27 protein-coding genes and 1 tRNA gene are annotated in these 26,986 nt (G+C 68.1%); 9 read left to right on the top strand and 19 right to left on the bottom strand.

Going from position 1 to position 26,986, the window contains the following annotated elements:
- Window positions 1-155 precede the first annotated feature (155 nt).
- The 3 genes from cysS (at window position 156) to FBF36_RS12265 (ending at window position 4,238) form a co-directional block, all read left to right on the top strand.
- Window positions 156-1,781: a cysteine--tRNA ligase gene (gene cysS / locus FBF36_RS12255; RefSeq protein WP_138137645.1), complete on the top strand. Its 1,626-nt coding sequence runs from the start codon at window positions 156-158 to the stop codon at window positions 1,779-1,781.
- Window positions 1,782-1,838: 57 nt separating this feature from the next.
- Window positions 1,839-2,837, top strand: a complete 999-nt coding sequence (gene rlmB / locus FBF36_RS12260) for a 23S rRNA (guanosine(2251)-2'-O)-methyltransferase RlmB (protein WP_138137647.1) — start codon at window positions 1,839-1,841, stop codon at window positions 2,835-2,837.
- A gap of 159 nt (window positions 2,838-2,996) precedes the next feature.
- Window positions 2,997-4,238 (top strand): hypothetical protein, encoded by a 1,242-nt coding sequence (locus tag FBF36_RS12265; protein ID WP_075376093.1) that lies wholly within the window; start codon window positions 2,997-2,999, stop codon window positions 4,236-4,238.
- 5 nt (window positions 4,239-4,243) lie between these two features.
- On the opposite strand, the gene FBF36_RS12270 is transcribed toward FBF36_RS12265, so the two are convergent.
- Window positions 4,244-4,813, bottom strand: a complete 570-nt coding sequence (locus tag FBF36_RS12270) for a TetR/AcrR family transcriptional regulator (RefSeq protein ID WP_009396141.1) — start codon at window positions 4,811-4,813, stop codon at window positions 4,244-4,246.
- 109 nt (window positions 4,814-4,922) lie between these two features.
- Between FBF36_RS12270 and FBF36_RS12275 the strand changes: the two genes are divergently transcribed.
- Complete coding sequence (locus tag FBF36_RS12275) at window positions 4,923-5,675, top strand: SDR family oxidoreductase (RefSeq protein WP_034492170.1); 753 nt, start codon at window positions 4,923-4,925, stop codon at window positions 5,673-5,675.
- Window positions 5,676-5,708: 33 nt separating this feature from the next.
- Here FBF36_RS12275 and FBF36_RS12280 read toward each other — a convergent pair whose 3' ends face one another.
- The 3 genes from FBF36_RS12280 to FBF36_RS12290 all read right to left on the bottom strand — a co-directional run bounded on the left by FBF36_RS12280 (window position 5,709) and on the right by FBF36_RS12290 (window position 8,973).
- Complete coding sequence (locus FBF36_RS12280; RefSeq protein WP_009396145.1) at window positions 5,709-6,176, bottom strand: hypothetical protein; 468 nt, start codon at window positions 6,174-6,176, stop codon at window positions 5,709-5,711.
- Between the two features lie 109 nt (window positions 6,177-6,285).
- On the bottom strand, window positions 6,286-7,662 hold the full coding sequence (locus FBF36_RS12285; RefSeq protein WP_009396147.1) for a DUF4032 domain-containing protein: 1,377 nt from the start codon (window positions 7,660-7,662) through the stop codon (window positions 6,286-6,288).
- Between the two features lie 183 nt (window positions 7,663-7,845).
- Complete coding sequence (locus FBF36_RS12290; protein ID WP_009396149.1) at window positions 7,846-8,973, bottom strand: ABC transporter ATP-binding protein; 1,128 nt, start codon at window positions 8,971-8,973, stop codon at window positions 7,846-7,848.
- 451 nt (window positions 8,974-9,424) lie between these two features.
- Here FBF36_RS12290 and FBF36_RS12295 point away from each other — a divergent pair, with 451 nt between their 5' ends.
- Window positions 9,425-11,494, top strand: a complete 2,070-nt coding sequence (locus tag FBF36_RS12295) for a serine/threonine protein kinase (RefSeq protein WP_138137649.1) — start codon at window positions 9,425-9,427, stop codon at window positions 11,492-11,494.
- Window positions 11,495-12,073: 579 nt separating this feature from the next.
- On the opposite strand, the gene FBF36_RS13590 is transcribed toward FBF36_RS12295, so the two are convergent.
- The 8 genes from FBF36_RS13590 to FBF36_RS12340 form a co-directional block, all read right to left on the bottom strand.
- Window positions 12,074-12,625, bottom strand: coding sequence for a hypothetical protein (locus FBF36_RS13590; protein WP_225792376.1), 552 nt, complete (start codon window positions 12,623-12,625; stop codon window positions 12,074-12,076).
- Between the two features lie 6 nt (window positions 12,626-12,631).
- Window positions 12,632-13,192 (bottom strand): DNA/RNA non-specific endonuclease, encoded by a 561-nt coding sequence (locus FBF36_RS12310; protein ID WP_138137653.1) that lies wholly within the window; start codon window positions 13,190-13,192, stop codon window positions 12,632-12,634.
- A 59-nt stretch (window positions 13,193-13,251) separates the two neighbouring features.
- A complete protein-coding gene (locus FBF36_RS12315; protein ID WP_138137655.1) occupies window positions 13,252-13,581 on the bottom strand; it encodes a hypothetical protein in 330 nt (109 codons plus the stop codon).
- 193 nt (window positions 13,582-13,774) lie between these two features.
- A complete protein-coding gene (locus FBF36_RS13595) occupies window positions 13,775-14,284 on the bottom strand; it encodes a hypothetical protein (protein WP_225792377.1) in 510 nt (169 codons plus the stop codon).
- Window positions 14,284-14,811, bottom strand: coding sequence for a DNA/RNA non-specific endonuclease (locus tag FBF36_RS12325; RefSeq protein ID WP_192574976.1), 528 nt, complete (start codon window positions 14,809-14,811; stop codon window positions 14,284-14,286). The genes FBF36_RS13595 and FBF36_RS12325 overlap by 1 nt, the downstream gene beginning before the upstream one ends.
- A 101-nt stretch (window positions 14,812-14,912) precedes the next feature.
- Window positions 14,913-15,278 (bottom strand): hypothetical protein, encoded by a 366-nt coding sequence (locus tag FBF36_RS12330; protein WP_225792378.1) that lies wholly within the window; start codon window positions 15,276-15,278, stop codon window positions 14,913-14,915.
- A gap of 246 nt (window positions 15,279-15,524) precedes the next feature.
- On the bottom strand, window positions 15,525-16,079 hold the full coding sequence (locus FBF36_RS13600; protein WP_225792379.1) for a hypothetical protein: 555 nt from the start codon (window positions 16,077-16,079) through the stop codon (window positions 15,525-15,527).
- Window positions 16,080-16,169: 90 nt separating this feature from the next.
- On the bottom strand, window positions 16,170-16,625 hold the full coding sequence (locus FBF36_RS12340; RefSeq protein ID WP_138137659.1) for a hypothetical protein: 456 nt from the start codon (window positions 16,623-16,625) through the stop codon (window positions 16,170-16,172).
- 241 nt (window positions 16,626-16,866) lie between these two features.
- Here FBF36_RS12340 and FBF36_RS12345 point away from each other — a divergent pair, with 241 nt between their 5' ends.
- The 3 genes from FBF36_RS12345 (at window position 16,867) to FBF36_RS12355 (ending at window position 19,344) form a co-directional block, all read left to right on the top strand.
- The gene (locus FBF36_RS12345; protein ID WP_034490833.1) at window positions 16,867-17,784 is read left to right on the top strand and encodes a DsbA family protein; all 918 of its coding nucleotides are present in this window, start codon (window positions 16,867-16,869) and stop codon (window positions 17,782-17,784) included.
- A gap of 166 nt (window positions 17,785-17,950) precedes the next feature.
- Window positions 17,951-18,026: transfer RNA gene (locus FBF36_RS12350), tRNA-Thr, on the top strand.
- An 88-nt stretch (window positions 18,027-18,114) separates the two neighbouring features.
- On the top strand, window positions 18,115-19,344 hold the full coding sequence (locus FBF36_RS12355) for a methyltransferase domain-containing protein (protein WP_138137661.1): 1,230 nt from the start codon (window positions 18,115-18,117) through the stop codon (window positions 19,342-19,344).
- Window positions 19,345-19,349: 5 nt separating this feature from the next.
- Here the strand turns inward: FBF36_RS12355 and FBF36_RS12360 are convergent, their stop codons facing one another.
- Entirely contained in the window at window positions 19,350-20,714 is a 1,365-nt protein-coding gene (locus FBF36_RS12360) for a PAS domain-containing protein (RefSeq protein WP_138137663.1), read from the bottom strand.
- A gap of 288 nt (window positions 20,715-21,002) precedes the next feature.
- On the opposite strand from FBF36_RS12360, the gene FBF36_RS12365 reads away from it, so the two are divergent.
- Window positions 21,003-21,449 carry a GNAT family N-acetyltransferase gene (locus FBF36_RS12365; RefSeq protein ID WP_009397321.1) on the top strand — a complete coding sequence of 149 codons (447 nt, stop codon included), beginning with the start codon at window positions 21,003-21,005 and terminating at the stop codon, window positions 21,447-21,449.
- Between the two features lie 181 nt (window positions 21,450-21,630).
- On the opposite strand, the gene FBF36_RS12370 is transcribed toward FBF36_RS12365, so the two are convergent.
- The 6 genes from FBF36_RS12370 to FBF36_RS12395 form a co-directional block, all read right to left on the bottom strand.
- On the bottom strand, window positions 21,631-22,434 hold the full coding sequence (locus FBF36_RS12370; protein WP_225792380.1) for an HAD family hydrolase: 804 nt from the start codon (window positions 22,432-22,434) through the stop codon (window positions 21,631-21,633).
- A 134-nt stretch (window positions 22,435-22,568) separates the two neighbouring features.
- On the bottom strand, window positions 22,569-23,456 hold the full coding sequence (locus FBF36_RS12375; protein WP_009397319.1) for an HAD hydrolase family protein: 888 nt from the start codon (window positions 23,454-23,456) through the stop codon (window positions 22,569-22,571).
- Between the two features lie 82 nt (window positions 23,457-23,538).
- Window positions 23,539-24,135: a hypothetical protein gene (locus FBF36_RS12380; RefSeq protein WP_009397318.1), complete on the bottom strand. Its 597-nt coding sequence runs from the start codon at window positions 24,133-24,135 to the stop codon at window positions 23,539-23,541.
- Window positions 24,132-24,911: an HAD family hydrolase gene (locus tag FBF36_RS12385; protein ID WP_009397317.1), complete on the bottom strand. Its 780-nt coding sequence runs from the start codon at window positions 24,909-24,911 to the stop codon at window positions 24,132-24,134. The genes FBF36_RS12380 and FBF36_RS12385 overlap by 4 nt, the downstream gene beginning before the upstream one ends.
- A gap of 206 nt (window positions 24,912-25,117) precedes the next feature.
- Window positions 25,118-25,972, bottom strand: coding sequence for a PTS system mannose/fructose/sorbose family transporter subunit IID (locus FBF36_RS12390; RefSeq protein WP_009397315.1), 855 nt, complete (start codon window positions 25,970-25,972; stop codon window positions 25,118-25,120).
- A gap of 21 nt (window positions 25,973-25,993) precedes the next feature.
- Complete coding sequence (locus FBF36_RS12395) at window positions 25,994-26,926, bottom strand: PTS mannose/fructose/sorbose transporter subunit IIC (protein ID WP_009397314.1); 933 nt, start codon at window positions 26,924-26,926, stop codon at window positions 25,994-25,996.
- Between the last annotated feature and the right edge of the window lie 60 nt (window positions 26,927-26,986).

Here is a 26,986-nt window from a genome sequence, read left to right on the forward strand (position 1 = left end):
CGTAAGCCCCAGCCGTCAGCCACGCGGACGAGGGGATGGCGTCCTGCGCGCACCATGCGAGCAGCCGGCCAGGAACCGGAGCCCGTCCGTGAGCCTCGGGAAAAAGCCCTGGTCCCAGTGGACACCGGTGGCGGGCGGCCGGGTAGCCTGTGCCCGTGAGCACCACCCCCACTGAGCCCCCTGAGTCCACGGGCCCTGTCGCCTCCCCCGCCCGCGCGGACGCGCCGGCCCTGCGTCTGTACGACTCCGCCGCCCGCGCGATCGTGCCGCTGGCCCCCACGGCCACCCCCGGCCTGGTGACGATCTACCTGTGTGGTGCCACCGTTCAGGGCTCGCCCCACATCGGCCACATGCGCAGCGGCATCGCCTTCGACGTCCTGCGCCGCTGGCTGGAGCGCAGCGGTCAGGAGGTCCGCCTCATCCGCAACGTCACGGACATCGACGACAAGATCCTCAGCAAGTCGGCCGCCGCCGAGCCTCCGGTGCCCTGGTGGGCCTGGGCCCAGCGCTTCGAGCGGGAGTTCGACGCCGCCTACCGCGCCCTGGGCGTGGCCGCCCCCACCTATGAGCCGCGCGCCACCGGCCACATCCCCGAGATGATCGACCTGGTCCAGCGCCTGCTGGACGCCGGCCACGCCTACATCGGCGAGTCCGGCAACGTCTACTACGACGTGCGCTCGCTGCCCGACTACGGCTCGCTGACCAACCAGCGCCTGGAGGACCTGGCCACCACCGAGGACGAGTCCCAGCTGGATGACGACGTCGAGGCCGACAAGCGCGACCCGCGCGACTTCGCCCTGTGGAAGGCCGCCAAGCCCACCGAGCCTGCCGACGCCGCCTGGGGCGCCCCCTGGGGCCGGGGCCGGCCCGGCTGGCACCTGGAGTGCTCGGCCATGTCGCGCCGCTACCTGGGCGAGACCTTCGACATCCACGGCGGCGGCATCGACCTGCGCTTCCCGCACCACGAGAACGAGCAGGCCCAGTCCCACGGCGCAGGCTGGGGCTTCGCGCGCCACTGGGTCCACAACGCCTGGGTGACCATCAAGGGCGAGAAGATGAGCAAGTCGCTGGGCAACTCCCTGGTGGTGGCCGAGCTGCTCAAGCGCTACGACGCCGCCGTGCTGCGCCTGGCGCTGGGCACCGTCCACCACCGCTCCACCGTGGAGTTCTCCGATGAGACCCTGGCCGACGCCGCCGCCCTGTGGGAGCGCCTGTCCGGCGCGATCCTGCGGGCCTACGAGTTCTGCGACGACGGAGGCACCAACCCCGTCGAAGCCCCCGCCGAGCAGGTGCGCGCCCGTGCCCTGCCTGCCGAGTTCACGGCCGCCATGGATGAGGACCTCAACCTGGCCGGCGCCATGGCGGTCGTCCATGCCACCCTCAAGGCCCTCAACGTGGCACTGTCCCGCATTGATACCGTCGACAAAGAGGTTCTCAGGGGGGAGGTCAAGCCTCTCGGAGAGACTCACGTGACTGCCAGCGAGAGTCTCGGAGAAACCGTCATCGGTCTCGTCCTGGACCTGCGCGCCCAGCTCGACGTCCTGGGCCTGGACCCGCTGGCCGAGCCCTGGCGCGCCCGGGTGCTCGACGGCGTCGGCTCCTCCCAGGGCGGCGCCGCCATGGAGGCCCTCGACCGGCTCGTCCGCCATGACCTTGATGAGCGGGCCGAGGCCCGCGCCGCCAAGGACTGGTCGCGCGCCGACGCCCTGCGCGACAAGCTGAGCGGGGCCGGCGTCGTCGTCGAGGACTCGCCCTCGGGCGCCCGCTGGCACCTGGCCTGAGCGGCCCACCCACCATCCACTACTGAGCAACTCGCACCGTCACGAACAGGAGGCCGGATGCCCGGCAACGAGCAGTACCCCGGCGCCAAGCGCCGCCCCGGCTCGAAGAAGGGCCCCACGAAGGGCTCCGGCGGCCAGCGCCGCAAGGGCCTGGAGGGCAAGGGCCCCACCCCGCGCGCGGAGAACCGCGTCGGTCATCCCAAGGCCCGGGCGAAGGCCCGCGCCGAGGCCCGGGCCGCCCAGCCCACCCGGGCCAAGCAGCTGGAGAAGATCAAGCGCCGCTTCGACGTGCCCGAGGGCCACGAGATCCTGTGCGGGCGCAATGCCGTGGCCGAGGCCGCCTACGCCTCGGTGCCCATCACCCGGGTCTTCATGGCGGTCTCCGCCCAGTCCGACGAGCGCCTGGGCGCCGTGGTGCGCCGCGCCGCCCTGCTGGGCGCCCCGGTGCTGGAGACCACCAGGCTGGACCTGGACGCCCTGACCGACTCCGCCGCCCACCAGGGCGTGGCCATCGAGGTGCCCGCCTACGAGTACACCACCGCCCGCGACCTGCTGGAGCGCGCCAGAGCCCTGGGCCGCACACCGCTGCTCGTGGCCCTGGACCAGGTGACCGACCCCCACAACCTCGGCGCGGTCCTGCGCAGCGCCGGGGCCTTCGGGGCCGACGGCGTCATCATCCCCGAGCGCCGCTCGGTGGGTGTCAACGCCACCGTGTGGAAGGTGTCGGCCGGCGCTGCCGCCCGGGTGCGCGTGGCCCGGGAGACGAACCTCGTGCGCGCCCTGGAGCAGCTGAAGAAGGAGGGCTGCTTCGTCGTCGGCCTGGACGGCTCGGGCAGCACCGCCGTCGAGGACCTCACCCTGGCCGACTCGCCCCTGGTGCTGGTCACCGGCGCGGAGGGCGCGGGCCTGTCCCGCCTGGTGCGAGAGACCTGCGACGTGCTGGTCTCGGTGCCGATCAGCCGCAGCGTGGAGTCCCTCAACGCGGCCGTGGCCACGGGCATCAGCCTCTACGAGGTCGACCGCCTGCGGCGCCGGGCCGCCGCCAGCGGCAGCTGATCCGCACCTCTGCTCAGGGCCGGCCGGCCCCGGCGGAGCCTGCTGACCCGGCAGAGCCGGCCGATCCGGCCACCCCGGTCGAAAGCACCCGGTTTACACTTCCCCATGACGGCCCCGTTGCTGACACAATGGGCCGCATCCGATCCACAGGAGGTCCCCATGGCCCAGGACGCTTCACAGCGCTGGAACCGCACCGACGGCGTGCTCATCGCGCCGGGCACGACGCCGGAGGCGGTCGCCGACGCCTTTGCCTCGCGCGGGGTGGTCGTGCGCCTGGAGTGGTTCCCGGCCACCACCCACCTGCTCAGCCTGACCCTCATGACCGACGTCGAGGGCCGGGTCGCGGTGACGCCGCCCTCGCGCGGGGGCGTTGTGCCCGGTCCGCGCGTCAGTGAGCTCGTGGAGTCCCTGGCCCGGGAGTTCACGGCCGACGTCGCCGTGGGGCCGGCGACCTTCAACGCCCTGCCCGATGACGTCGAGCTGCCCACGATCTCCCACCACGGCTCGGCCAGCGCCCGCACCGTCGTGATCTCCCCGATGAGCGCCTACATGGTGCCGCTGCAGGCCACCCTGCTGGAGCGGCCCCTGGCGGTGGCCTCGACGCCGAGCCTGGACCGCCGCATCGTCATGTACTCCGGTGAGGGCACGGAGCTGGGCACCTTCGGCTGGGACGAGGAGTCCCTGCCGGCCCTGGTGCTGACCTCCGACTCCGAGGACATGTCCATCCGCGCCATCCCCACTGGGGACCCCGAGGACGACGCGGTCTTCTCCTGGGGCATGACGTCGCGCTACGTGTGGGGCGGGGTCAAGGAGCCCGGCCCAGCCCTGAGGTCCTTGGTGGACGAGCTCCTGGCGGACCTGACCGACGCGTCGGGGATCGTCGACGCCGTCCCGGGCGCGGACCTGGAGGCAGCGGCCGCCGCCATCGTCCAGCCCGGCATCGACGGTTTCGCCGCGATGCTTCAGGCCCTGGGCCTGCCCGACTGGGTGCTGGAGGTCCTCACCGGCCGCCTGGCGCCGGTGGAGGTTCCCGGCGTCGTCGTGCACGAGCCGCGCGGGCTGTCCAACGCGGTGGGCCGCAGCGTGGGCCTGCTGCTGGCCGACCCCTCGACCCCGGGCTCGGCCTTCTGGCAGGGCTACGTGCGCACGGTGACGGACAAGCCGTGGGCGGTGCGGGGCGCCGCGCTGCTCGAGGCGGGCCTGGGCGGGGCGCTCGTGGGGGCCGCCGTGCGCCGTCGTCGCTCAACCGGAAGCATCCCGGGCGGGATGGCGGCCGTGGGGGCCTTCCTGCTGGTGGACGCCATCACCGAGGTCTCGCTGGCCTCCTGGACGCGTCACCGCGAGCTGCGCCGCCGTGCCGACGAGGAGATGGCTCTGGTCGCCGAGGAGCTCGGCGCCTAGAAGCGTCACGCCGCGGAGCAGGCCGGTCGACCAAGCCCCTCGAGGTAGGCCCTCAGCACCTTGCGGGCGTCCACGGGTGCCGCCTTGGCCGCCTGGTACATGAGCAGGGCGTCCACCAGCCCCACTAGGTCGGAAGCGTGAACAGAGGCCTGGTCGACATCCGCGGCAACGAGTATCCGCTCGGCCAGACTCGTCAGAGGCCGCCTGACCGGCGCTTCTGCTGTGAGCAGCTCCCGGAGCTCGACGTCGTCGCGCAGCTCGAACAGCAAAGCCCCACGCGCGGCCTGGGCGTCCGCACGCCGCGCCATGTGCTTCAGGATGCCGACGACGATCTCGGCGGCCTCCTGCCGGCTGACGGACGCGGGGACCTCAAGGTCGTTGATGTCAGCCTGTGAGCCATCGGAGAGGCGGTTGACCACGAGCGCCAGCAGATCACGGCGAGTCCGGGCGTAGTAGGAGGTCGACCCGCGGGGCAGTCCCGCCTCCGTGTCGACCTGCAGATGAGTGAGGGCATGCACCCCATCACGGGCGATGAGCCTGACCCCAGCGTCACCAATGTGCTCCCTGCGCCCCATCGTACCTGCTCCTTGCCTTCCAACCACGTGGATCTCTATGATCATAGAACACTCTATGATCATAGAGATCCACGTGACGGCCAGACCGGACCATGAGGAGGCGACCGCAGTGAAGGTGGCAGTTGTCGGAGCGGATGACTCAGGAAAAGCCATCAAGCGAGCCCTGCAGGAGGCCGGGGCGCAGGTGACACTGCACTCGCGCCGTACCGGCTTCGACGTCCTGCACGACGACGGAGCTGCCGCGCTATCCGGCGCGGACGTCATTGTGGAGGCCACCGGACGGTTCACCACCAGCAAGAGGGTCGCCACCGAGTTCTTCACACGCTCGACCCGCGCCGTATCGGCGGCCGCGAACACCCTGGGCGCCAGGCACGTCCTGCTGTCGATCGTCAACTGCGACCTTCCGGAGGTGCAGGGCTACGGTTACTTTGCGGGCAAGTGCGCGCAGGAGCGGCTTGCTCTCGAGTCGAGCAGGCGCCTGTCACTGGTTCGCTCGACCCAGTGGTTCGAGTTCGCCGAGCAGAACATGGAGCGCATGCGCTACGGGCCCGTCTCACTCGTTCCCTCGATGAGGATGCGGCCGGTCAGCCTCGATTCCGTCGCCGAGACGGTGGCCCGAGCAGCCCTGAGTGAGACCGACGGCCAGACCTACCAGGTCGCAGGACCGGAGGTCATGACGCTGTGGGAGATGACCGCACAGCTGCCGAGCCTCACGGCGAGGCCGGTTCCCCTGGTGGTCCCCACCGGGTGGGGACTCGCCTTCCGTCGCGGCGCACTGGTTCCCGGCGACGACGTCCCTGCAGCGGGTCCCACCTATGCGCAGTGGCTACAGGAACGGCGCCACCCCGGGCAGAGCCTGTAAACCAAGATTATTCCCACTCATCCCAACACCTCGTCAGCTCATCGCACTATATATTAACCATATGAACAGCCAGACAAATAACATAGGAACCAAAGTTGAAACAGCAAGAACCGCGAAGAAGATCGTTACCGCTCGTATCCGCCGGCTCTCTGAGGGGGAACGCCCTTCAAGTTTCGTGAAGGTCAGCGATCCAGGATCTCCCTTGATATGGGAGGCACGATAAAAGACTGGCACCACCTGGCCGGGCTGCACGATGAAATCCAGCCGCGGTTTTGAAATGAAGAGCAACGTAATATCAAGCACTACCGACACCGCCCCCGGGGCGACAGCGACCCTTATCGCACCTTCGTAGGGCAGCCGCACCCGCCAACCATTGACAAGAAGATTGACATGAGTTGTGAAATAGAGGCGAACAGACGTGTCGAAGTACAGGTCGATGAAGGCGCTGCTCTCCGGCGTCGCCCCGGGCAGGGCCTGGAATGCGGACACGTCCTCGCTCATATCCCCTTCACGGCTCTTCTCATCGCCTCCGCTGATCGGGGTCAGACTATCAACCGGGTGGACGCCACCGGTGCTGGCGCCGTCGCACCGTCCGGCCTGCAGAATGCGCCTACTCCCCCTTGAACTTCATGCCGGCGGTGAAGCCGTAGGGGTTGGCGGCGTAGTCGGCCAGGGTCTGCTCGTCGCGGGCGGCGAACTCGGCGTCGTCATCGGGTACCGGCTCGTCGATGTCGTCGCCGACGACGATCGCCTCCATCTCCTGGGTGTCCCCGACCCCCAGGTAGGCCCGCTCGTCACGGTGCTGGGGCAGCACCGTGGCCACGTAGTCATCCACCGCCTCCTGGGTGGTGACGTAGCGGTCCTGGGCCTCGGACATGTACCAGCGGTGCTCGAGGATCTCGTGGAAGATCTCCGCGGGCTCGAGCTTGCGGCGCATCTCGACGGGGACGGAGTGGATGGTGGGCTCGAAGACCTCCGCCAGCCAGGCGTGGGCCACGAGCTCGATGGGGTCGTCGCTGCGCCCGGACATGGCCCGGTAGGCCTCCAGGTCGTTGAGCATGCGCTGACCCTGGCGCTCCTGGACGTCAAGGCCGGTCAGTCGCATCACCTGCCGGTGGTAGTGGCCGGCGTCGACGACCTTGGGCTGAATGGTGATGTGGTTGCCCTGAGAGTCCGTGTCCATGGTGAGCTCGGCGACGTCGTAGCCCATCTCGTTGAGCTTCTGGACCCGCTGGCGCAGGCGCCAGCGCTCGTCCATGGAGAAGGACTCCTCCGCGGTGAGGACGTCCCACAGCTCGGTGTAGCGGCTGACGATCCGGTCCCCCACCTCGATGGTGTCCACGCTCGGCTCCAGCAGCGCGCCGGCCTGGAGGTCCATGAGCTCGCCGATGATGTTGGTGCGGGCGATATCGATGTCGTAGAGGCGCTTGCCGTCGGTGAGCCCCTCGGGGTAGAGCTCGCCGGTCTCGGCGTCCACCAGGTAGGCGGCGAAGGCCCCGGCGTCGCGGCGGAAGAGCGTGTTGGACAGGGACACGTCCCCCCAGTAGAAGCCCAGCAGGTGCAGGCGCACCAGCAGCACCGCGAGCGCGTCGATGAGTCGGGTGGCGGTCTCCGGGCGCATGTACTGGCTGAAAAGCGCCCGGTAGGGCAGGGAGTAGGACAGGTGCTCGGTGATGAGCACCGAGTTGAGCTCCTCGCCGGTGACGCTTCTGCGGCCGGTGATGACCGCGGTCGGGTGCACGCAGGGCGCCCCCAACCGCAGCAGGTCGCGCAGGAGCTCGTACTCGCGGTGAGCCACGGTCTCGCCGATCTCCTTGACCGCGATGACGCGCTCGGAGAGGTTGACGAAGCGCACGATGTGGCGGGACAGACCACGAGGCAGCGCGGCGAGGACCTCGGTGGGCCACTCCTCCAGCGCCGTCTCCCAGGGGAGGTCGAGCAGCGCCGGATCAATCGTTGCCGCCGTGATCTTCATGGACTGGGACATGAGGTCATTCTTTCAGGCCAGAATCCATTTTGCTTATCAAGACATGAGCCGCCGACCACACTTCTTACGTCGGCGCTGGAGCCGCTCCCACCGGGCGCGGTCGTCACCGCCCCGGTCCGCCTCGGTGAACGCGACGACGGCGCCGCCCCCGGCAGGGGAACGGCGCCGTCGTGCTCAGCATCCTCAGGCAGGCAGGCGCTTGCCGGTGGAGGCGGAGAAGATGTGCTCCTGGCCGGGGCGGATCCGCACGTAGACGGTCTCGCCCGGCTCGGGGGCGGTACGCGGGGGCACCCGCACGATGATCTGACTGGAGTCCTCACCGGAGCCGAGCTTGGCCTCGGAGTCCTCGGCACCGACGAGCTCACCGTAGATGTAGGCGTCGGAGCCCAGCTCCTCGACGAAGGACAGGCGCACCGGGATGGAGTGCTCGTCCTGGGCGGAGACGACGTCGAGCGACTCGGGGCGGAACCCGATGGTCACCTTGCCGCCGTCCTCGGGAGTGATGGCGTCCAGGGTCGCCTTGGACAGCTGGATCTTGGCGGCGCCGACGGTGGCGACGTCGTCCTTGACCGTGAACTGCCCCAGGTTCATGGCCGGCGAGCCGATGAAGCCGGCGACGAACTCGTTGGCGGGGTGGTCGTACATCTCGCGCGGGGTGCCGACCTGCTGGAGCACGCCGTCCTTGAGGACCGCGATGCGGTCACCCATGGTGAGGGCCTCGGTCTGGTCGTGGGTGACGTAGACCGTGGTGACGCCCAGCGAGCGCTGGAGCGAGGCGATCTGGGTACGGGTCTGCACACGGAGCTTGGCGTCCAGGTTGGACAGCGGCTCGTCCATGAGGAAGACCTTGGGCTTGCGCACGATGGCACGCCCCATGGCCACACGCTGACGCTGACCACCGGAGAGCGCCTTGGGCTTGCGGTCCAGGTACTCGGTCAGGCCGAGGATCTTGGCGGCCTCGCGCACGCGCTTGTCGATCTCGGCCTTGGGGGTGCCGGCGATCTTCAGGGCGAAGCCCATGTTGTCGTGCACGGTCATGTGCGGGTAGAGCGCGTAGTTCTGGAAGACCATGGCGATGTCACGGTCCTTGGGCTGAACATCGGTGACGTCGCGGTCACCGATGAGGATACGACCGGCGTTGACGTCCTCCAGGCCCGCGAGCATGCGCAGGGAGGTGGACTTACCGCAGCCGGAGGGGCCAACGAGTACGAGGAACTCGCCATCGGCGATCTCGAGGTTGAGAGAGTCCACGCTGGGGCGGTCATTGCCCGGGTAAACGCGCGTGGCGTTCTCGAAAGTCACAGTTGCCATGAGTGGTGCTTCCCTTCACCGGCAGGTACGTGCCGGACGATCCGTCGTGAAAGGTGCCGATGCGTGTCCGCATTGACACGTGCCGCGGTCAGCCGTTCGACCGCGGACGGGCTCATCTTGACACAGGTTTCCCGCTTTGACCAGCGATTCACAGCAAATAGTCAGGGAGGTCTTCTCCGGCGATGGCGGCGAAAGACCGTCGTCGGGACCGGTGGCGTATCGGTGGCGGGTCGGCGGCAGGCCGGTGACGGCCGACGGCGGCTCGCCCCGTCCCGCTAAGGAGGCGGTCGGTGGAGGTCTCCCCGTCCCCGCCGTCGGGAACGAGCCGCCCCGCTGTCGGCGAAGTGGCTCCACGGCTGGCCTTACTCCCGCGATATGGCCCACAGTCGGGCGAAGAGCCCCACAGGTACGGGGCACCCGTGAGGAGATTCAGGCCGGTACTGTGGGGGGCATGACGCAGAACTTCGACGCGCACCCGGGCGAGCCGGTCACCCTGAGCAGGCTGCGCGCCGGCACCCTGGTGGGGGGTTACCGGCTTCTGCGTCGCCTGGGCGCCGGAGGCATGGGCGTCGTGTGGGAGGCCACCGATGAGGGTGGCCGCCACGTGGCCATGAAGATCCTCCACCCCCAGATCGCCGCGGACCCCACGGCTCGGCGCCGCCTGGACCGGGAGGCCAGTGTCCTGGCCCGGGTGAGGGACACGCGCGTGGCGCGCATCCTGGACATCGAGACCGGGGACGGCTCCCAGGGCATCACCTTCGTCATCACCGAGCTCATCGAGGGCCCCACCCTGCAGCACGAGGTGGAGCACGAGGGTGTCTACGACCTGACCACTGACGCCCGCGACCTGGCCGACCTGGCCCACGGGCTGGTCGACTCGCTGCGCGCGGTGCACGCCGCCGGCGTCATCCATCGTGACCTCAAGCCCTCCAACGTCATGCTCGGTGCCCAGGGGCCGGTTCTCATCGACTTCGGCATCGCACAGGTGGCCGACGACGTCCGGCTCACGCAGACCGGCCAGGTCACGGGCACGCCGGGATTCATCCCTCCGGAGATGCTCGACGGCGAGGAGCCGAATGCCGACGTCGACTGGTACGCCTGCGCGGGCGTGCTCCTGTTCACCGTCACCGGGCTGGCGCCCTTCGGTTCGGGTGCCTGGCAGGTGGTCTTCCGGCGCGTCTACGCGGGCACCCCGGAGCTGGGCAACCTGGAGGAGGAGAACCCGGCGCTGGCCCGGGCGTTCACGGCGGCACTGGCCCCTGAGGCGGAGAACCGGCTGAACCCGGACGGCCTGCTGGAGGTGCTCGATGAGATCGCCGAGGGCGGGACCGGGCAGGAGGCGGTCGACCGGCTCCTGGGGCCCGAGGACGAGGGGCCGGAGTTCAGTGAGCTGGAGCGGAGCACCAGCACCTTCGTCCCGGGCTACGGCTCGGCCCCGGGGTCGCCTCGCGATGCTCGCAGCGCGACCTCGGCCTCCCCGGCCGCATACGGCAGCCCCGTCTCCGCGCCCTCCGGCGCGGAGGGCGGATTCGGTTACGCAACGCCGCCGGCCGCCTCCGGTGCCTCCGCTCAGCCCCCGCCGGCCATCCCGCCGCGTTCCTGGTACCAGGGCAGCTCGGCGATGCCCTCGAGGGGGGTGCAGTCGACGCAGTACGGCATGAGCGCTCCTGCTCCTGCCCCTGCAGCCTCGTCGGGCGCCTACCCGCGGCCGGCGCCATCCGGGCAGGTGCCGATGTTCCCCTACTCGGGGCAGCATCCGACGCAGCATCCGATGGCGTATCAGCCCGGCTACTCCCAGGCCGTCACCGGTCCGACGGCTGCGCCGCCGGCCGGTGCGATGACAGGACCGATGGCAACGGGCGCCTCAGGTGCACAGGTCGGCGCGTTCAACACACCCAGACGCCCGGGCGAGCTGCCCGAGTGGGCGCAGGAGCCGGCGCGTCGTCCGCTGGTGATGCTGGCCCTGTGGTTCATGCTGTCCTCGATCGGGATCGTCAGACCGGGGTGGATGGCGATTGTCGCGGCGATTCTGACCGTGGTCGCCGGTGCTGTGGGACGGGCCCAGGATGCTCGGCGTTGGAGCCGGCTCCAGCGCGGCGGCACCTCGCCGTCGGACAGCTCCCGCATGTGGGCGATGAGTCCGTGGTACCTGGTGCGCTCGCTGGTGTCTGTTGGCTTTGCTTTTCTCCTGGCCTTGGGGAGCGCGGTCGTCATCGTCTCGGTCGCCTATCGGACGGGTGCGGTGAACGACGACTCCGTGGTCCTCGGATCGTTCCCCCCTGCTAGTCGCATCTACATCATCTATTTCACCGAGGTCGCCTCGTACCTTCTCATCCTGTGGCTGGCGCCGTGGGGGGCGGCGACGCGACGCGGTGGCGCGCACATGATCAACTCCTTCACCCCCAGCGACAGCGGCAGAAGGAACCTGGTGATGGCCGTACTGGGTATTGGCACCGTGTTCTTCATCCTGGCCTTCGCCGGGGCGCTACCGATTCCGAGCCTGGCTCCCTTCGGGAGCTGAGATACCGCCTCGGGCCGGCGTACTCGACGAGGATGGGGGCCTACTGGCCGGGGGTTGTGCGTCCTGTCGTGTCTCCTCACTTCTGAGGCACTGGCTCGGGCAAGGACCCCGGGGCGGGCTGGTTGTCCTGGAGGCGACGGGCCGAGGGAAGAGGTCTGACGGGGCGTCGGTGTCCATGGCGCTGACATCAACCCCGCACTGACGCTGCAGGCCGAAGAAGAACCCCAGTATTCCAACGATCCCCGCTGGGCGCATCGACGATGGTCCCGTTGATGTCAGCGCTGTGGACACCGAGCCGCAGGCCTGGTCGAGTCAGCGGGGTCATGGTCGCGAGGCTCGGCGCCCTCGCCTTCTCCCTCCTGGCCCTGTGCGACTCCCGCTGAGGGGCCCGGAGGTCTTGGTTCGACGTCGGCTTCGGCCCACTTGGACGGAGCACACCAGCACGTGGTCCACAACCATCGCCGGCGCCGCCATGAGCGGGGCGCTCCACGGGTTGAAGAGCGCCGACTCCAACATCGTGTAGTAGCCACCCGAGGACGCAACGACCTCCGGCTCCCGCATCTCACTCACGCCGGCGACTCACTCACCAGACCGGCCCGAACCAGACGCCCCCTCAGCCTGGTCAGCCTCAGCCTTCTGCTTAGCCCGCCGCTCACGGTCACGCTGACGACGACGTTCCCGAGCATCCCGCACCTCCTGATGAGCAGCAGCCTTGGTCGCCATCCACTCCGGAATCCACTCCGGATCCCGAGGAAAATAATCCAGCTCAAGAGCAGCATCTCCATCCATCACCGGCTCATCATCATCAATCACCGGCTCACGCATCCAGTCGCACTCCTGATGCAGCACCCCCTCAGACGCCTCCATCCAAAAATGCGACCACAACCACGCACCCCGACGAGGATCCGCCTGCGCAGCACGAAGATCATGCATAGCAAAACTAATCTCACTGGGAAGATGAATGCGAGACCAGTTGCCATCTAACTCTAGCCAACAGACATACGTGCTAGTAAGAGCCACAGCAACGTACTCGAAGTCAACCTTTTTGGCACCCTCTTCGAACAACCAATTGCGCAGAAGCCCTCCAACTTTCTCAAATATTTGACTCGCCGATTCATTTAGATCAGCCATAGTACATCATCCTTTATGATTTGACACATTCCGAAACCCCTGCGACCCAGGAACTCCAGCAGCATCATGCCATTTTGCTTCAAATCTAGTCGGTACTCTCTCACTGTTGGTGATCTTGGCGGGGTCTGCAGGATCCGAATACTTGAATTCCACCACGAGATTGTTGTAGTTCTCTGGTTTGGCCGCGAACTTCCGCTCGAGTAGCAGGTACGAGTTCGACTCCTTCCCAACACGCGTCTGGTTCACCTCCTCCAACATAGCCACCGTATTGATCTCTTCCGGTGGCCCACCGAACTGGTGACCCACAATATGACCACCCTCATACCGCTGATCAATGTCAGCGGCTAGCTCGCTACCGTACTTGTTCACCTTGGACTGGATGTAGCTAGACCTCGACCGGAACGCCTCACCAACAATGTCAAGCCTGTCGACCTCCAGGCGCACCGTCCGTGCCCAGCCGTCAGTCGTGTAGTGGAACCGCCCATCCACCGTGTAGGTCGCATTCGGCAACGGGTTACGCAGATCAGGATTGTACGCACCTGTCATCGCCCGAGAGCTCGTCTCCACATGCCGCACCCCATCGTGACAGCAAGACGCTCAACAACACACCCACCACCACCTAACGGTCAGCGGAAGAAGGGAATCCCTCCAAAACGGGTGACTCCGCCCCGATATGCCCTGACTCCCTGGACGATGCACATCGCGAAGTGCGACACCATCAGTATCAGACCGAACACTGCTGGCAGACCCCACGGAAACAACGCCACACGCTCTCCCGGCCCGAACACCACCTGCACGATGTACAGCTGAACCCCGATCAGCAGCACCTCACCCAGCAGGAAGGTCAGCCCCCAGCTCGCCGCCCGACGACCGTTACCCCTCCCCGGCTCCACACGGCCACTGCCACCACGTAGACCAGCAACGATCATCGCCATCGGCCCCAGCACCAAGTTCACACACGGCACCGCGACCAACACCAGCAACCCTGCAAACCAGGCACCTGCACCCGACGACCCACGTTCCACATAGCCGGGAGAAGCCGACCCACGCGCCGGATCCAGACCTGCCCCCACCTGAAGCGGCGACCAACCACCAGACGCCCCACCAGCCCCCAACGACACACCACCACTCACACTGAACCCCTCTTACTCACTCGCCAGCTCCGTTGCCCTCAGTCTGCGCAGCCTCAGTGTCGGCCTTCTGGCTCTCCCGGGCCTCCTCCTCGTGATACTCCGCTATCTTGGCTGCCATCCACTCCGGAATCCACTCCGGATCCCGCGGATAGTACTCCAGCTCAACAACCGCATCCGCACCAACAATCGGACTCGCACTAATGACCGGCTCACACATCCAGTCCGCGTTCTGATGCAGCACCCCCTCAGCAGCCTCCATCCAAAAATGGGAGTACAACCACGCACCCCGACGAGGATCCGCCTGCGCAGCACGAATATCATGCATCGCGAAACTCACCTCACGGGGGAGATGAACAGACTTTCGCTCTTCTCCGCATATCAGCCACACCTTCACGCGGCCCGTCCTGTGGATCGCATGATAATCAATGTCGACCCGAGCCCCACCTTCATCTACCAGCCAGTCACGCAACAACCTCTCAAACTTCAAAACAACAGAATTACCCTGGCCACCCTGAACACCTGACATCAGTTTACCCCTACCTGTTTCTGCGGAGGCAGATTCTCGAATGGCCTCGAGTCCGCCTCTCCAGCCGCATCCGTCCATTTTACCTCGAACTTCTCTGGAACCCGTTCAGTTTTGGTGAGTTTTGTGGGGTCAACGGGGTCTGGATACTGGAATTCAATAACCAGGTTATTGAATCCGTCCGGGTTGTCCGCCACTTCCTGTTCGAACTTCTTGTAAGATTCCATTGTGTTGTGGCGCGGATTCTGGTTGACCTCTTTCAGCATCGCGACCATGTTGATCTCTTCCGGTGGCCCACCGAACTGGTGACCCACAATATGACCGCCTTCGTACTTCTTATTAGTACCAGCCACCAGATCACTTCCGTACTTGTTCACCTTGGACTGGATATGACCAGCCCTCGACCGGAACGCATCACCAACGATGTCAAACCTGTCGACCTCCAAGCGCACCGTCCTCGCCCAGCCGTCAGTCGTGTAGTGGAACCGCCCATCCACCGTGTACGTCGCATTCGGCAACGGGTTACGCAAATCAGGATTGTACTCACCCGTCATCGCCCGAGAACTCGTCTCCACATGCCGCACCCCATCGTGACAGCAAGACGCTCAACGACACACCCACCACCTAACGGTCAGCGGAAGAAGGGGAGGCCTCCGAAGCGGAGGGTCGTGCCGCGGTAGGCCCGGACCGCTTGGACGGAGCACACCAGCACGTGGACCCCGACCATGACCAGCGCCATGATGATCGGGGCACCCCACGGAATGAAAGACGGCGATTCATCAACGTCGTTCGCAATGGAGACCACGACGATCTGGATCATCACCAGAGCCAGTTCCACCAGCAGCAGCGTCAGTCCCCAGCTCGCCGCCAGGCGACGGTTCGTCCGAGCCGGCTCACGCAGGCCCTTCTTGTCCCACAGACCCACCACCATCATCACCACCGCGGCGAACAGCACATTGAAGCCCGGCACAAACACCAGAAGCGCCAGCAACCCCATGCTCCAGGCCTCAGCGCCCGACGGAGCACGCACCTTGACGGGTGCCGAAGCCATCATCGGTGCAGGCACCATCCCGGGAGCCGGCACACCTGGAGTCCCAGGCACAGGGAAGGCACCGTAACCCGACACTGGCCCCGGCACCGACCGCCTCGTCGGATCCACCTCCGGCGCCGACTCCTGGAGCGTGTAGTAACCACCCCACGACGCCACGACCTCGGGATCCCGCATCTCACTCACGCCGGTGACTCACTCACCAGACCGGCCCGAACCAGACGCCCCCTCAGCCTGGTCAGCCTCAGCCTTCTGCTTAGCCCGCCGCTCACGGTCACGCTGACGACGACGTTCCCGAGCATCCCGCACCTCCTGATGAGCAGCAGCCTTGGTCGCCATCCACTCCGGAATCCACTCCGGATCCCGAGGAAAATAATCCAGCTCAAGAGCAGCATCTCCATCCATCACCGGCTCATCATCATCAATCACCGGCTCACGCATCCAGTCGCACTCCTGATGCAGCACCCCCTCAGACGCCTCCATCCAAAAATGCGACCACAACCACGCACCCCGACGAGGATCCGCCTGCGCAGCACGAAGATCATGCATCGCGAAGCTCACCTCACGGGGGAGATGAACAGACTTTCGCTGTTCTCCGCGCATCAGCCACACCTTCACTCGGCCCGTCCGGTGGATCGCATGATAATCAATGTCGACCCGAGCTCCACCTTCATCTACCAGCCAGTCACGCAACAACACCTCACACTTCGAGACCACCGGATTACTCTGATTCCCCTGGGTACTTGACATCAACGTGCTCCCTCACGCTCTTGCTGCGGCATTGATACGACCGCGCCTTTTCCTCCCACCGCATCCCACCAGGCCGGCTCTTCTTAGCCTTCACGCCCCGGCCTTCATCCAGTCGGGGATCGCGCCGGGGTCGCGAGGGAAGATCTCCAGCTCCTTGGCGCAGTCCTCCGCCGTGTACGGCGGGTCGAGAACCGGCTCACGATCGTAGTCGAAGTCGGAGATGAGCTTGTAGCCCTCGCTGCTCTTCATGGCCAGGGCCGCCCAGGTCCAGGTCCCGCCACGGGGGTGGGCCATGAGCGCCCGCAGGCGCACGGCCTTACGGACCAGCTCAACGGGCATCTCGTTCTCTGCCCACTGGGCGCGACGCAGAATGCCGCGGGGCCTGAGCACACGGCTCGTCACGGCGGCGCGCGTCCCCACCCCCTCAACCTCCACCACGACCTCCTGGGCGTCCACGGACTGCATCCAGTTTGCCCAGTCGGTTGACATGTTCTGGAGCAGGACCATCTGGTCCTCCATCTGGCTGCCCATCGGGCCATCCATCATGGTCACAATCCTCTCCGCCCGGCCGACTCCGGACCACTCGGTCTGATTCCGTCCGATTCTGCCCAACCCCGGCCGCAGGCACCGGGGCACCGACGACCGATGCGTCACAATCCGCCACCGGCAGACACCAGGCGTGGTTTCCTCCAGGATCCTCGGGCAGAATGACGTCACGACAGCCATCACTCGTTGATCGTTGATCTTCTTGATCGTTCGCTCGTCACCGCATCACAAGGAGCACCGCGTGTCCACTAACCAGCCCCGCCAGACCAAGGCCCAGCGTCGCGAGGCCGCGCGCCTCAAGGCCAAGGAGCTGCGCGAGGCCGAGGCCCGCCGCGCGCGCCGCAACACCATTGCCCGCCGCAGCTTCATCGGGACCGCGGGCGTGGCCGTGGCCGGCGGGCTCGGTTATCTGGTCTATCTCGGCGTCGATGCCAAGAACAAGCCCAAGAGCTCGAAGTTCCCCGCACCGAGCGAGGGCCTGCCATCCGCGAAGGCGAACCAGAACGGCATCCCCAAGCAGGTCCTCTCCGACGCTTCCTGGACCTACGGCGAGGGCGCCGCACTCGACACCGTCGGCGCCTCAACCCCCGTCCTCGACATCTACTTCGACTACTCCTGCTCTCACTGCGCCGAGTTCGAGGGCGTTCACACCCAGGAGATCAACCAGCTCCTGAGTGACAAGAAGATCACCCTGGCTCTCCACCCCTGCAAGCTCCTCCGCCAGGAGTGGACCAGCGTCGTCATGAACGCCATGGGGGTGGTGCTCGACGAGGCACCGGCCCAGTCCCTGAGCTTCCACAACGCCGCCTTCGAGCTCTTCTCCCAGGCCCTTCAGACCAAGAACCAGAGCAACATGACGGTGGAGGGCCTGGTGGCCGCCGCCACCAAGGTGAACGTCCCCAAGGAGGTCTCCGCCAAGTTCAAGGCCGCCGTCGACGCCAACAAGTACAAGAAGTGGGTGGATCTCGGCGATGAGGCCTTCAAGGCCCGGGATCTGGAGGGCACCCCCACCGTCTTCTTCAAGGGCGAGAAGGTCGACCTGAACAAGCTTCAGACGCGGACCGCCCTGACCGAGCTCGTCACCGGCTCCACCCCGACGGCGCAGCCCACCCAGCAGGCATCTCAGCAGCCCAGCCCGCAGCCGACTCAGCAGGGCTGATCCCGCGCGGGACCCGCCGCCCAGGGCTGCGGCCCTGCCCGGACCTCCTCCCAGCACCCACGGGCCCGGGCGGCGACAGGCGCAGTACCGTCCCCCACAGTTTCCCGCCCCGGGGAGGTCTGTGTCAGACTGTCCCACGCACCTGCGGCCGCCTGACCGGCCGCGCGCCGCTTTAGCTCAGTTGGTAGAGCAGCTGTCTTGTAAACAGCAGGTCGTCGGTTCGAGTCCGACAAGCGGCTCCACTCATCGCCCGCAGCCGTGCCGGGCCCGGCTGCTCCCGCCTCAGCCCCACCTCACGGCCCGGCCACGAGCGCACCACCGGGAGGGGACATGTCGGTGACCGCAGCACACGCGGCGTCCTGCACCCTCCACGACGCCGGCACCTGCCGCTCCTGCCCCCACCTGTCCCTGCCGATGCCCGACCAGCTGGCCGCCAAGCAGTCCCGTGTCGCCGCCCTCCTGGCCGACCACATCCCATCCGGCCTGTGGCAGGCACCGGCCGCGAGCGCCCCCACCGGCTTCCGCAACAAGGCGAAAATGGCGGTCGCCGGAACCAGCGCCCACCCCACCCTGGGGATCCTCGATGGCGCCGGCTGCGGCGTCGACCTGCGCACCTGCCCGCTGCACGTGCCGGCCATCGAGGCGGCCCTGCCAGTGCTGGCCGGCCTCATCACCGAGCTGGGCCTGCGTCCCTACGACGTACCCACGCGCCGCGGCGAGCTCAAGTACGTCCTGGTGACCGCCTCGCCCGACGACGACCTCATGGTGCGCTTCGTCCTGCGCTCCCGGCACCACCTGGAGCGGCTGCGCGCCGCCCTGCCGGACCTGCACCGGCGCCTGCCCCAGCTGGCGGTGGCCGCCGTCAACATCCAGAGCGTCCACCAGGCCGTCATCGAGGGACCCGAGGAGATCGTCCTGACCCAGGAGGACCGCCTCCTCATGCGCCTGAGCCTGCCGTCACCGGAGCACGGTGGCCGGGCCGGTCGGCGCGCCGACGGCGTCGAGCTGTCCCTCTACCTGCCCACCCGTTCCTTCTTCCAGACCAACACGGCCGTGGCCGAGGCGCTCTACGCCACCGCCCGCGACTGGGCGCAGGAGGCCCAGCCGGCCCGGGTGTGGGACCTGTTCTGCGGCGTCGGCGGCTTCGCCCTGGCCCTGGCGGCGCCCGGCCGCCGGGTGCTGGGGGTGGAGGTCTCGGCGTCGGCCATTGACGGGGCGCGTGCGGCCGCCGACCTCATGGGACTGGACCCCGCCCTGGTGCGCTTCGAGGCCGGTGACGCCCGCGTCCTGGACCCGGCCTCCCCTGAGGGGCGCGCCGGTGGGGCGCAGCGGCCGGACCTGCTCGTGGTCAACCCGCCCCGGCGCGGGATCGGGGAGCATCTGGCCGGCAGGATCGAGGCCTCCGGCGTGGGGCGGGTGCTCTACTCCTCCTGCAACCCGCGCACGCTGGCGGCGGACCTGGCGCACCTGCCCTCGATGCGGGTGGTGCGCTCGTGCCTGTTCGACATGTTCCCGCACACCGAGCACGCCGAGGTGCTCGTGGAGCTGGTGCGGGACTGAAGGCCCTACTCGAGCTCGGCCAGGGCGGTGCGCACGTCGGCCAGGGCGCTGTTGATGGCCTCCGCCTCGAAGGGGACCTCGAGGTCGCGCACGCGCACGGCCAGGTCGGCCAGGTCCCGGGCCTCGGCGAAGCCCTGTCCGGCCAGGGTGCGGGCGGTGGTCACGGAGTCGGCCTGCCCGGCGCCGGCGGCCGCGGCCGCCTCGATGAGCTCCAGGAGCGGCCCCTGGATGACGCCGAGGTCCTCGGCCACGACATCCAGCTCGCCGCCCACCAGCTCGCGGCGCGCGTCGAGCAGGCCGACGCGCTGGGTCAGGTTGTCGGCGCCGTCGCTCAGTGCCGAGCACAGCTCGGTGAGGCTGCCGACGGCGTCGTTGGCGTCGACCTCGTCCTGGCCCTCGATGATCTGGAGGGCGAAGATCCCGGCGGCCAGGTTGTGCAGGCGTGCCAGGGCGATGCGGAAGCTCACCGAGTCCAGGTCGCCGCGCAGCGCCTCGATCTGGCTGCTCAGCGGGTGGAGCTGCTCGGAGCACTCCAGGACCAGGGCGTCGACCTGCTGGCAGCGTGCGGCGACGTCGTCGGCCTGCTCGCCGTGGCCCAGGACCTCGACGTCGGCGCCGACGGCGCGCATGGCCTCGCGCAGGGTGCCCAGGCGGGCCGAGAGGGCCTCGATCTCGCCGGCCCTCCTGCCCAGCAGGTCAATGAGCCGCCGGCCCTCCTGGAGGATGCCGACCAGCCCGGCGGTCTCGGCCTCGATCCGGCTCATGGCGTCCAGGATCCGGGCCACGGGGCCGTCGGCCTGCGGGCTGTCGGGGATGCCGACGCCGTGGGCGAGCAGCTCGCCGACCTCGGCGACCAGCACCCGGCGGGTGAAGTCGATGGCGTCGGCGTAGCCCAGGGCCTGCAGCTCGGCCTGGAGGGCGGCCTGCCCGGCAGCGGCCACCTCTCGGCGGGTGGAGCCGGCCGCGGCGGAGACCTCCTCGACGTCGCGGACCCGGGCGTAGGCGGCCTCGATGTCGTCGCGCAGGTCGGTGAGCATCGGCAGGGTGCGCACGGACAGGTAGCCGGAGCCGGAGGGAACGATCGTGGCGAAGACGCGGTAGTGGCCGTCGTCGGAGGAGCGGTTGGTGATGTAGGCGCTGGCGGCCCGGCCCTCCTCGATGGCGTCCCAGATGGAACGGAACAGGCCGGCGGGCATGTCCGCGTGCCGCACCACGTTGTGGGCCCGCCCCACCAGGGCGCCGCGCGGGTAGCCGGACAGGCGCATGAAGGTGGAGTTGGCGCGGCGGATGCGTCCGTGCGAGTCCGTGGTGGAGAAGAAGAGTTCGTCAGCGGCGAAGACGTGCTCGACGGGAGCTGCGGACTCGACCATGAGTGACCTTCCTTGGGGGCGCAGGCGTGCGACCGCATTGGGGCTGCGGCGGCTGCGGGACGTCGTGGAACCTTGGTTGGAAGCCTACTCTTGACCGGCCTGAGCGGGTCACCGATCGCATGCCGGGGCGCCCCACCGGTCGAGGCACCCCGCCGGATTCTTCCGGTCGGTGGGACGCCTCGCCGCCCGGAGCGCCTCCAGGCGGTAGGCTCCAGGGCTGACAGGGAACCGTCGCGGGAGCAGCCCGCTCGGCCCGCCGCCTCTTTTCAACCAGCAGGAGAACTCCTCATGACCGTTGAGCTCGTCACCACCTCCAGCCCGGAGATCGTCGAGGCCATGGAGCGCCTCATCCCGCAGCTCTCCCGCAGCGCCCCGGCGCTGAGCGCCGAGCAGTGCGAGGCCTTCATCGCTCAGGAGGGGGTCTTCCTCTTCGTCTTCCGGCCCGAGGCCGAAGCCGGCCAGAGCGCCCCGATCCTGGGCATGCTCACCCTGGCGACCTTCACGATCCCCACGGGCCTGCGCGCCTGGGTGGAGGACGTCGTCGTCGATGGTGAGGCCCGCGGCCAGGGCGCCGGGCAGGCCCTCGTGGAGGCCGCCGTCGAGCACGCCGGGAAGCTGGGCGCGCGCACCGTGGACCTCACCTCCCGGCCCTCGCGCGAGGCCGCCAACCGCCTCTACCGCCGCGCCGGCTTCGAGCTGCGGGAGACCAACGTCTACCGCTACGCCCAGGCCTGAGCCGCACTCGCCCGCTGCCCCTCACCGGCCGCCTCCTCTCCGCACCAGCCACCGTCACCATCACTTCGACCGAATCTTCAGAAACGACCCGGAGCCGCGTCGTTTCTGAAGATTCGGTCGAAGTGTGGGCGCGCGAAGGCGGCGTGCGGGCACGCCCTCTGAGCCGCGCTCCCGCGCGTCTTCAGGCCAGGAGGGCGTCGATGAAGGCGGCCACGCTCGGGGTGGTGCGCCCGCCGGCGGCCTCGATGACGTCGCCAGGGGCGCCGACCATCGCGCAGGGGACGTCGGCCCGCCCGAACATCGAGATGTCGTTCCAGGAGTCGCCCACGGCGGCCACCTCACTGACCTCCACGCCCTGATCGGCCAGAAGCGCGGCGAGCCGGGCCAGGCCCGTCCCCTTGGACTCCCCCGCGGCGGTGACGTCCACGAAGCCGGTCGAGCGGGTGCAGCTGACGCCGTCGACGCTCTCCTCCAGGCCTCGGGCCAGCGCCGCGGCAACCCGGGCATCGGGGATGTGCAGCGGCATCGAGGTGACCCCCAGGCCCGCGACCTGCGACAGGGGCGCCGCGGTGAATCGGTCAGGGGGCGTGCGCTGGTCCGTGGACAGGCCGATCGGGTCATCCAGCACGTAGTCGCGCTCGAGGGTTGAGGCGAACACGGAGACGGGGACCGCAGCGATGTCGCCAACCGCCCGGACGACCGCCCGCACCTGGTCGGCCTCAAGCATCCGGGTGCGGTGCACCCGACCGGCCGAGTCGATGACGGTCGTGCCCGTGGCGCACACGGCGTAGTCGTAGTCCAGGCCGATGGACGTCGAGGCCCGGGCCACCTCGACGGCGTGCTGCACCAGCCGCACCGAACGCCCCGTGGCCAGCACCAGGAGGTTGCCGGCCTCGCGCCAGCGCAGGAGGGCCTCGGCGTCGGCCTGCCCGACGGCGTGGTGGAAGACGAGGGTGCCGTCAAGATCCGTGGCAAGCAGGCGCATGCCGGCGAGCATAGCTCGCGCTCCGCGAGCCCGCCGCGCGCACCAGCGCATCGACGCCGCAACACTTCGACCGAATCTTCACAAAGGACCCGGAGCCGCGTCGTTTGTGAAGATTCGGTCGAAGTGTGCGGGACCTAGGCAGTGGGCCGGCCCATGAGGGAGTCGATGAGGTCGGCGAGGCTGGAGACCGTGCCGTCGCACTGGGCCACCACGTCCGGCGGCGACCAGGGCAGGGCGTAGGAGTGGTCGGCGGCCTGGTGCATGGAGATGTCGTTCCAGGAGTCCCCGATCGACCAGGTCTCCACCGACTCCGGCGAGCGCGAGCCGACGTCGGGACCCACCGAGCCGCCGACCGTCGCCTCACTCGCCTCGCCGGTCAGAGCCTCCCCCGCATCCCCGGCCGTCTCCAGGGCGGGCGGCTCGGCAAGGCTCGCCACCAGCTGCCTGAGGCCCGCTCCCTTGGAGGCCGAGGCGGGCACGACGTCAATGAAGTCCTGGTTGCGGAAGCCCACCGCCTGCCCCTCCCAGCGCCGGTGCAGGTAGGTCTCGGTGCGCGAGGCCATCTCCGGGTCGGTGAAGCGCATCGGCACACCGATGATCTCGCGCCCGTCCAGCTCTCGCCGGGTGGCCGGCCGGAACAGGGTCAGCAGGTCCGACCCGGAGCCGATCGTGTCGTAGACGAGCAGGTCCTCGTCCAGCCCGGTGGTGAAGACGGTGACGCCCGGCGCCCCTTCGACGAAGTCGAGGATGTCCTCGACGACGCCGGCAGGCAGGGCCGTCGAGTCACGCACCCTGATGTCCTCATCCACGATGGCGGCCCCCGTGTAGAGGATGGCGTTGTCGAACTCCAGGCCCATGGGCACCACGACGTGCTCCAGCGCCGAGACCGACCTGCCGGTGTTGATGACCAGGAGGTTGCCGGCCGCCCGCCACCGGGCCATGGCCTCGCGGTCGCGCAGCGAGATCGTCCCGTTGAAGACGATGGTGCCGTCCAGGTCGGTGGAGATGAGCCTGCGTGGCATGGGAGTCCTTTCCGTTCAGGTTCTGCCGGTCTCCAACCGCCTCAGAGCGGCCTGCGAGCCGCCCAGGAGTCGTGAGGAATCGCTAGGAGCCGTCAGCAGCCTTATTCTCCTCATTCCTCGCAGCGGCGTCAGCGGACTCGTCCGACTCCTGATCGGCCTCCCGGCGGGCCTTCTTCTCCGCCTTGCGGGCCTTCTTGGCCTGCTTCCTGTCCTCGCGCTCCTGGCGCTCGCGGGCCCACTGGGCGTAGTCCTGCAGGAGGCTGCGCGAGTCGGGGGTGAGGATCTTGTTGTCCTCGAGCAGCCCCTCGGCGCGCAGGGTCATGAACCGCAGGTACTCGGGGTTGCGGGTGAGCCCGTACTGGCGCTTGGCCTCCTCCAGGTCGGAGACGTCGCGGCGCACCTGGCGCTCGATCATGACTCGTCCCCCCATGAGGAAGATGGCCGCGAGCAGGGCCAGAATCGAGCCGATCCCCCGGGTGAAGGGGTAGAGGATGCAGGCGATGACCATGAGCCAGGTGACGTACTTGCCCATGGAGTGCGTGTATCCGCGCCAGCGGCCGTCGTCCCCGGTGGCCCAGGCACGGAGCTTGGCGCGCCCGTCAGGATCCCCGCCGTTGAACCAGTCGCGCACCCGGGTGCCGAGGGACTTTCCGCCGCCGGTCCTGCCGTTCTCACTCATGCTCGGTCGCCTTCCAGGATCGTGGTGATGAGCTCGGCCATGGAGCCCGCGGTCGTCTCGCATGCGGCCGTCACCTCCGGTGGGGACCAGGGCAGGGCGACGGCGTGGTCGGCGACGGCGTGCATGTCCAGGTCGTTCCAGGAGTCGCCGATGGTCCAGACCTCGACGTCCCGTCCCGCCAGGGGCCCGTCCAGGAGGGCCCGCAGCCCGGCGCCCTTGGTGGCGCCGGCCGGTACGAGGTCGAGGAACTCCTGGTTGCGGTGGCAGTCCAGGACGCCCTCCCAGCGCTGGGTGAGGTCTCGTTGGAGGCGGTCGCGCAGGGCGTCGTCGGTGACGCGCAGGGGTACGCCGATGAAGCGGTGCGCGTCCATCTCCTCCAGGGTCATGTGCTCGAAGACCGCCAGGATCGGGGAGATCTCATCGTTGTTGTCGGCCAGGATGTAGTCGGTCTCGATGGTGGTAGCGTAGGTGGTCACCCCTGGCAGGTCGACGGTGCGGGTGGCCACGTCGCGGGCGACGCCGTCGGGCAGGTAGCGGGCGGAGAGGACCTGGTAGCCGCTGTCGATGAGGACCGCCCCGGTGAAGACGACGCCGTAGTCGAAGTCGACGCCCAGGGGCTCCAGGACGTCGCGGGTGGCGAAGGAGGACTTGCCGGTGTCCACGGCCAGGAGGTTGCCGGCGGCCCGCCAGCGGGCCATGGCCTCGCGGTCGGCCGGGGAGACGGTGCGTTCGAAGACGATGGTGGCGTCCAGGTCGGTGACGAGGAGTCGGGTCACGCTGATTCCTTGCTGCTGGGGCGGAGAACAGGGGACGACGTCGAAACGGGACAGGTGGGCGATGACAGGCGCCGGCGGAGTCCGGAAGAAGCCCCGCGCATCCTACCGAACACACGGAACAGGGAGGGGACCGGAGGGAAGTCCTCCGGCGCCCTCCCCGCTCCGAGACAGGGTAGTGAACGGCCGACAGCCGGTCCGCTAGTCCATCACAGTCCCAGGAAGCCGGTGGCGGCCCCCGCGATACCGATGGCGAACATGCCCAGGATGATCCACAGCGCGTTGACCTTCTTGTTGAGCAGCCACATGCACAGGAAGGTCAGGCCCAGTGCCGCCAGACCGGGCAGCAGCTGGTCGAGGATGCTCTGAACGGTGGTGTCGACCATGATGCCGTCGTCGTTCTTCACCGTGGAGACCACCGCCGGGAACTTGATGGTGGTCCACTTGGAGACCAGAGCACCCATGACGAACAGACCCATGATGGCGGCCATCTGGGTGATCTTCTTGAGCTGGCCGCCGCCGACCTCGGTGACCATCTCCGTGCCGCGCTCATAGCCGAACTTCAGGCCGTACCAGCGGGTGAGGACGCGCAGGACGTTGATGCCGATGAAGAACAGCAGCGGGCCGACGATCGAGCCGTTGAGGGCCAGGGAGGCGCCCAGCGCTGCCAGGACGGGGCGAGCGGTCCCCCAGAAGATGGGGTCGCCGACGCCGGCCAGCGGCCCCATGAGGCCGACCTTGACCGAGGTGATCGTCTCCTCGGAGATGTCCTCGCCCTTGGCCTTCTGCTCCTCCATGGCGGCGGTGACGCCGAAGACGACCGAGGAGACCCAGGGCTGGGTGTTGTAGAACTCCAGGTGCCGCTTGAGGGCGGCGGCCTCAGCGGCCTTGTCACCGCGGTAGACCTTCCGGATGGCCGGCATGAGCGTGTAGCAGAAGCCCATGGCCTGCATGCGCTCGAAGTTGAAGGAGCCGAGCAGGAAGGTGGAACGCCAGTACATCCGCATGAGATCGCGGTTGTCCAGCATCTTCTCCGACGTGGCCGGAGCGGTTTCAGTAGTCATGAGAGTCTTCCTTCTTCCAGCTCAGTCGAGCTCGTCGTCGAGGTCGTCATCCAGGTCGCTGCTGGAGCCGCCACTGGCTGCGGGCGAGGCAGCGGCGGGCAGGCGCACGGAGTCATGGAACTCGGGGTTGAGCTGGACGTAGATGACGGCCAGGCAGGCCCCCAGGATGCCCAGCGCCACGAGGGTGGCACCGTTAGGAGCGAGGTCGATGACCCACTTCGCAATGCCCTTGCTGTGGTCACCGATCGTGGCCTTGCCGCCATAGGTGGTGGCGAAGGTGGCGAAGATGAAGCCCAGGAAGAAGAAGGGCATGAGCTTGCGCGCCTTCATCATGTTGATGACCATGGCGTATCCGACCACGACGATGAAGCCGCCGGCGATGTTGAGCCCGTCGGTGATGACCTTCGGGATCATCTCCAGAGCATTCTTCACCGTGTCACCGGAGGCCAGGGCCGCGACCGCGGCGGTCGGGATGGCCACACGCAGCCCCTGAAGGCCCAGAGCCGTGAAGTGCATGATGGCGATGCCCTGATAGTTGGCCTGCTCGGCATATCGATCCGCCTGGTGGGCGAAGAAGATGGCGATCGTTCGCACGAAGATCGTCAGGGCCTGGCCGGCGACGGCCAGCGGGACGGCCACACCGATGGCGGCGGCGATGGCGTCCTTGGTGGAGGAGGCGTCACCCACCGAGGCGACGGCGATGATCGTGGAGACCGTGGAGGCCAGGGCCGAGTCGGGCGCCATGGCGGCGCCGACGTTCATCCATCCCAGGGCGATGAGCTCCAGGGATCCACCGACCATGATGCCGACGGTGGGGTTCCCCATGGCGATACCGGTCAGGGTGCAGGCGACGAGCGGGCGGTGGAACTGCCGCTCGTCCAGGACGCTGGCCAGGCCCGCGACGAATGCCACGAGCGTGACCAGAATGATCTGGATCAGGTTGATGTCTTGCACGGTTCGTCTCTCTCACGTGAGGGTTGACAGGACACTCCTGCTGAGCCCGCCACCGATGGC

This window comes from Actinomyces sp. oral taxon 171 str. F0337 (assembly GCF_005696555.1).
Classification (GTDB): Bacteria; Actinomycetota; Actinomycetes; order Actinomycetales; family Actinomycetaceae; genus Actinomyces; species Actinomyces oris_E.

Excerpts from the sequence above, each read along its gene's own strand:
- rlmB (WP_138137647.1), top strand. The coding sequence starts at position 1,839 with ATGCCCGGCAACGAGCAGTACCCCGGCGCCAAGCGCCGCCCCGGCTCG.
- FBF36_RS12370 (WP_225792380.1), bottom strand. The coding sequence starts at position 22,434 with ATGCGCCTGCTTGCCACGGATCTTGACGGCACCCTCGTCTTCCACCAC.
- FBF36_RS13595 (WP_225792377.1), bottom strand. The coding sequence starts at position 14,284 with ATGTCAGGTGTTCAGGGTGGCCAGGGTAATTCTGTTGTTTTGAAGTTT.
- FBF36_RS12375 (WP_009397319.1), bottom strand. The coding sequence starts at position 23,456 with ATGCCACGCAGGCTCATCTCCACCGACCTGGACGGCACCATCGTCTTC.
- FBF36_RS12380 (WP_009397318.1), bottom strand. The coding sequence starts at position 24,135 with ATGAGTGAGAACGGCAGGACCGGCGGCGGAAAGTCCCTCGGCACCCGG.
- FBF36_RS12295 (WP_138137649.1), top strand. The coding sequence starts at position 9,425 with ATGACGCAGAACTTCGACGCGCACCCGGGCGAGCCGGTCACCCTGAGC.
- FBF36_RS12365 (WP_009397321.1), top strand. The coding sequence starts at position 21,003 with ATGACCGTTGAGCTCGTCACCACCTCCAGCCCGGAGATCGTCGAGGCC.
- FBF36_RS13590 (WP_225792376.1), bottom strand. The coding sequence starts at position 12,625 with ATGGCTGATCTAAATGAATCGGCGAGTCAAATATTTGAGAAAGTTGGA.
- FBF36_RS13600 (WP_225792379.1), bottom strand. The coding sequence starts at position 16,079 with ATGTCAAGTACCCAGGGGAATCAGAGTAATCCGGTGGTCTCGAAGTGT.
- FBF36_RS12355 (WP_138137661.1), top strand. The coding sequence starts at position 18,115 with ATGTCGGTGACCGCAGCACACGCGGCGTCCTGCACCCTCCACGACGCC.
- FBF36_RS12390 (WP_009397315.1), bottom strand. The coding sequence starts at position 25,972 with ATGACTACTGAAACCGCTCCGGCCACGTCGGAGAAGATGCTGGACAAC.
- FBF36_RS12270 (WP_009396141.1), bottom strand. The coding sequence starts at position 4,813 with ATGGGGCGCAGGGAGCACATTGGTGACGCTGGGGTCAGGCTCATCGCC.
- FBF36_RS12290 (WP_009396149.1), bottom strand. The coding sequence starts at position 8,973 with ATGGCAACTGTGACTTTCGAGAACGCCACGCGCGTTTACCCGGGCAAT.
- FBF36_RS12330 (WP_225792378.1), bottom strand. The coding sequence starts at position 15,278 with ATGGGGTTGCTGGCGCTTCTGGTGTTTGTGCCGGGCTTCAATGTGCTG.
- FBF36_RS12265 (WP_075376093.1), top strand. The coding sequence starts at position 2,997 with ATGGCCCAGGACGCTTCACAGCGCTGGAACCGCACCGACGGCGTGCTC.
- FBF36_RS12285 (WP_009396147.1), bottom strand. The coding sequence starts at position 7,662 with ATGTCCCAGTCCATGAAGATCACGGCGGCAACGATTGATCCGGCGCTG.
- FBF36_RS12280 (WP_009396145.1), bottom strand. The coding sequence starts at position 6,176 with ATGAGCGAGGACGTGTCCGCATTCCAGGCCCTGCCCGGGGCGACGCCG.
- FBF36_RS12340 (WP_138137659.1), bottom strand. The coding sequence starts at position 16,625 with ATGATGGATGGCCCGATGGGCAGCCAGATGGAGGACCAGATGGTCCTG.
- FBF36_RS12360 (WP_138137663.1), bottom strand. The coding sequence starts at position 20,714 with ATGGTCGAGTCCGCAGCTCCCGTCGAGCACGTCTTCGCCGCTGACGAA.